The following is a 4237-nucleotide window of genomic DNA, read 5'->3' on the forward strand; positions in this document are numbered from 1 at the left end:
TCCTGATCGGCGACGAGATGGCCCTTGTATGACAAGAAGTCAGTTTGATCTGGAATGACGAACCCGCAATGACACCCGATCTTCATGGTTGATGCCTAACGTGGAAGTAAGCGGACGCCGTAGCGCGGAGCGCGAAGGGAACCACAAGAGCAGCTTGTGGCGGTCCGCTTGACTGTAGGGTTAGGCGATGTTTGCATCGTTGTATTGCACCTCAACTTTGAGACTGCGCGACTGTCGATTCTCAGCTGCTCCTTGTGATCTGGCCATTTCTTCCTCTATATCCATCTAGGAAAACCAACATTGGACTTGTCTGGTATCGGCAAACAAAGAGGTGCCAAAAGTTCATACAGGTCTGCCATGTAAGCTATTGGGAGCATGGATCCCCCTGGGTCCTCTAACTGAAGTAAGAACCCTAGCGTGTATGGGAAATCATCATAGTTGGTAATGGCTGCGTGGCGACCCGACTTAAGCCTTACCACAAAGCATCGATACGCCCTTGGATTTCCAATAGTTGCCTTGACCTTTGTGCTTCTCGCATGAAATATGTCTAGAGCTTCATCAAAGGGGAAGTTGTCAAAATGGCACTCGTATAAAGTCCAAAGTCGTGGTGCTTTTCGCCATGGGATCCATGTGATTTCATGGGCGCTCATTTGTGCCATATTTGTCATGGCCTAACGTTTGACGTGAGGGGCCGCCGTAGCGGCGAAGCCGCGAAGGGAACCTGCAAGCGCAGCTTGCAGGCGGTCCCTCTCGACGGAATTGTTAGCGGGATCACGCAGCCCGCAGTGCATTCGACACCTCTGAGCACAAGCTTTCAAGCGAGACAGATTGATTCGAAATGGCCTCCATCGCCACGTCGAACGGATCAAATTGTGCGTTTTGGTTTGAGAACGCGGCAAATTGCCCCACGACATACCGACCAAAATACCTTGATCCTGAAGTCTCATTGAGGAGCCATGCGCCGCTGAACTGTGTAACAAATAGTTCGCCAACAAAGTAACCCAAACGCGTAACGAGCCAAGGGCGATCCTCAGGGGCGATGGCTTGATGCGTAAGCCACTCGCTAATGCCAGGCAGGAACAAGTTTGGTTCTTTGAGTATACGATGCGGCTCAGCCCCACCAAGAGCCTCGGCGAATTCAACCAGTACGGGCATTCGCTCCTCAAGGAAGCGAGGAAAATTGGCGGCTCTGGCCTCAAGGGTGGGGTTCATAATGTTCCCGCTAACGTTTGAAATCAGGGGGAGCCAGCTTGCTGGCGATCCCCTGGATTGAATTGTTGGGCGTCATTGGTTGCACAGCCCTAGCCCTATTGAGTCTCATACGGGCCAAGGTTGGTACATGATGCAAGTAATGCCAGGCGATGATATGCCTTCATTGAGATCCTCTGGCATCAAGTGTGAAGCTCTCTCACATGACTCCGCAAGGACGCTCAGTCTCATGAGCCTCTTATTGGCCGAGCCTAAGAACAGCTCGATGCCCTGAAGATCATGCAGGACGCCCGTAGATGCCAGCAGGGAAATTGCGTGCGAGCAGAACCGTGCAAGTGCCTCACGACTTACCTTTTCTTCTGTGATGTGAAGAACGATGCAAAGGTAGTGCTTGTCGTGCTCTTGAGCAAAGGGCATCACGACCGCTTCCGGTATTGCGGTTAGATATGGCCCCAGTTCCGGAGCGGAAGAAACGAGCCCAATGGCTTTAGAGACAATGTCTGATTTCATGACGCCCAACGTTTGACGTGAGGGGCCGCCGCAGCGGCGAAGCCGCGGAGGGAACCCACAAGCGCAGCTTGTGGGCGGTCCCTCTCGACGGAATTGTTAGCCACTACTTCAACCTCGCAATGAGGCTTTGCATTTGGCTCTTCCAAACGGGGAAATCTTTCTTGTTTTCCTGCCATAGCTCTTGAAGCTCCGACTTGGGGCCATTCAGGATGCGCGAAACGGCTTTAGTTGCTACGGGGGCAAGCTTTGCAATTTCTTCTTTGTGCTGCTTTTCCAACCAGGACGATAGCTCCTTGGGGAGTGACTTACTTGCTTTGCCCTTCGAAGCCGCGACTACTTCCGCTGCAGCAACTGCGGCTGAGCATTCAGGCGCCTCAAGATAGCCATCGGCCAGCGCAGCTGTGAGTGTGGCCGATATCAGGGAAGTGCCCTTGGACCTTACGCATTGACCCACCCAATCGAGAGCGTCGTCATTGTCAAAACTTCCTGACTCCCATGCGCCTGCCTTTGCAAAGGACATGAAAGAGGACAATGCGGCGAGAGCTACAAAATCACGACGGTTCATGGTGTGGCTAACGTTTGAGATCAGCGGACGCAGCTTGCTGCGGTCCGCTGGATTGAGTAGTTAGCGGGCTGGTGCCCGCGCACAGGAGGTTTTGAAAATGGGTTACATGCGGCACGATGCAATAGTGGTAACAAGCTGGAAACGCGAAGCACTGATTGAAGCTGCGCAGCATGCCGTAGCCATTGGGCTTGACGTGATAGGGCCAAGCGAAGACGCAACAAACGGAATCGCCACATTCCTTGTTTGCCCTGATGGAAGCAAGGAAGGATGGGAAGAGAGCAACCTGTTTGACGGGTTGCGCGCCACGTTTTTGAAGTACCTGAACGGCGTTCGGCACGAGGACAACAGTAGCTGCTTGTCGTGGGTTGCCATTGCCTACGGCAGTGACGATCAAGGCGCGGAAATAACTGCTCACACATGGCAGATTGGTTTGCCCGCTAACGTTTGACGTGAGGGGCGGCCGTAGCCGCGAAGCGGCGGAGGGTATTTGCAAGCGCAGCTTGCAAACCGTCCCTCTCGACGGAGTTGTTAGGCGCCGACTCGGACATTAGCTAGCCTTTTCATGGCTTCTGCTGAGCCAAATCGCCCTGCGTTTATATACGAATCGAGTTTCGCGTCTTCATCTGAGCACAACTTCCCGAGTATTTCGTATGCGATTACGCGGTGGGGCTCGATGAGACTGTCGTGCTTTTCCAGAAGAGTGCGTTCCTCTTCGTCGGACTCATGTCCATCAAGGGCCCAATAAGCATAGAAGTCATTGTACTTCTCGCAAAAATCAAAGAAGGACAATTCGCCAGCAACGCATTGACGAACCAGTGCGTCGTGCTGCGCAATCGTTGCTATTAAATCGGCCTCGGATTCAAACATCACCATTCGTGAGCGCCTAACGTGGAAGTAAGCGGACGCCGTAGCGCGCAGCGCGGAGGGAACCTGCAAGCGCCAGCTTGCAGGCGGTCCGCTTGACTGCAGGGTTAGACGTCATGGGGCTACCTCGATCTTGCCATTTGCCCAGACCCGCAATGTGAGTGGGCTGAGTGGATATGGCTGACTTTTAAAGTCTTCGGCCCCTCTCGTTTTCGCGAAGTTCTGAAATTTCGCACTGTTCTTCGTACTCCACATGATCAAAAAATCGCGGTTCGGAACAATGGCAAAGAAAGGATCCCCGAGAAATTTCGCGGCTTCCTGCCTGACCCAAGGCAAAAGAACGCGTACGGCATCGTAGCCGTCTCCTTCTTCGAATGCCAAGAAGCGCTCGGGATCACCGCCGCCTTGAAGTTTTGTACCTCCTTTTTTCTCATTGAGGTTCTTCAAGGCTGCATCGAATAGTTCATTTTCACTTACTTTCCATCGGGCGCGATCCTCATCACGTACATAGCCATAACCATCCTTGGTATCAACGACTACTGCGAGCTCGACTCCAGCTACAAACGAGCGAGTGATCAGCGCCTTCTCTTTAAGCAACTTCAAGTAGTCACTGGGCATCAGCTGTGGAAACAAGGCTTCTTTTGCTTCCTTCCACTCGTGAGGCGCCTTGGCTTCCCTGACTTTGAGCGACTGCATCACTGCTTGAAAGTGAGTACGCATCTCCTGTTGCCGGACGGACTTACTCAGGGGAGGGTTGGCTTGGCAAATTTTCGCAAGAAGGTTCTGCAGGCCGAGTATGGCTTTGCCCATGCGTATCTCCTCAACGCTTGGGCCCGCTAAGAATTGCTGGCTGGGGTATTCGACTCTTAGGAATGCGAGTGCTTCTGATTGAAACTGAAGTGGAGAAATGTCGCAGGCCATGACAGGTGAAGAACAAAAAAGTATGGATAGTGCGAGTCGTCGGAGAAGGATCTGCATTTGACGTCTAACGTAGAAGTGAGGGGCAGCCGGAGCGCGTAGCGCGGAGGGAACCAACAAGCGCAGCTTGTTGGCTGTCCCGCTCGACTGCAGGGTTAGGCATCTGGCCAA

At 53.0% G+C, this 4237-nt stretch carries 6 protein-coding genes; 1 reads left to right on the forward strand and 5 read right to left on the reverse strand.

All coding sequences use genetic code 11. From position 1 onward, the window contains the following. Nucleotides 1-771 precede the first annotated feature (771 nt). The 3 genes from ABEA02_RS19945 to ABEA02_RS19955 form a co-directional block, all read right to left on the reverse strand. Entirely contained in the window at nt 772-1212 is a 441-nt protein-coding gene (locus ABEA02_RS19945; RefSeq protein ID WP_345534911.1) for a hypothetical protein, read from the reverse strand. Between the two features lie 105 nt (nt 1213-1317). After that, nucleotides 1318-1719, reverse strand: coding sequence for a hypothetical protein (locus ABEA02_RS19950; RefSeq protein ID WP_345534912.1), 402 nt, complete (start codon nt 1717-1719; stop codon nt 1318-1320). Nucleotides 1720-1822: 103 nt separating this feature from the next. Then, nucleotides 1823-2284 carry a DUF4259 domain-containing protein gene (locus ABEA02_RS19955; protein WP_345534914.1) on the reverse strand — a complete coding sequence of 154 codons (462 nt, stop codon included), beginning with the start codon at nt 2282-2284 and terminating at the stop codon, nt 1823-1825. A 97-nt stretch (nt 2285-2381) separates the two neighbouring features. Between ABEA02_RS19955 and ABEA02_RS19960 the strand changes: the two genes are divergently transcribed. After that, a complete protein-coding gene (locus tag ABEA02_RS19960) occupies nt 2382-2732 on the forward strand; it encodes a hypothetical protein (RefSeq protein ID WP_345534915.1) in 351 nt (116 codons plus the stop codon). Between the two features lie 80 nt (nt 2733-2812). Here ABEA02_RS19960 and ABEA02_RS19965 read toward each other — a convergent pair whose 3' ends face one another. Further along, a complete protein-coding gene (locus ABEA02_RS19965) occupies nt 2813-3157 on the reverse strand; it encodes a hypothetical protein (protein WP_345534917.1) in 345 nt (114 codons plus the stop codon). A 105-nt stretch (nt 3158-3262) separates the two neighbouring features. Then, nucleotides 3263-3958 (reverse strand): DUF1444 family protein, encoded by a 696-nt coding sequence (locus ABEA02_RS19970; RefSeq protein WP_345534919.1) that lies wholly within the window; start codon nt 3956-3958, stop codon nt 3263-3265. Nucleotides 3959-4237 lie beyond the last annotated feature (279 nt).

It is taken from the genome of Viridibacterium curvum (assembly GCF_039544165.1).
GTDB lineage: Bacteria > Pseudomonadota > Gammaproteobacteria > Burkholderiales > Rhodocyclaceae > Viridibacterium > Viridibacterium curvum.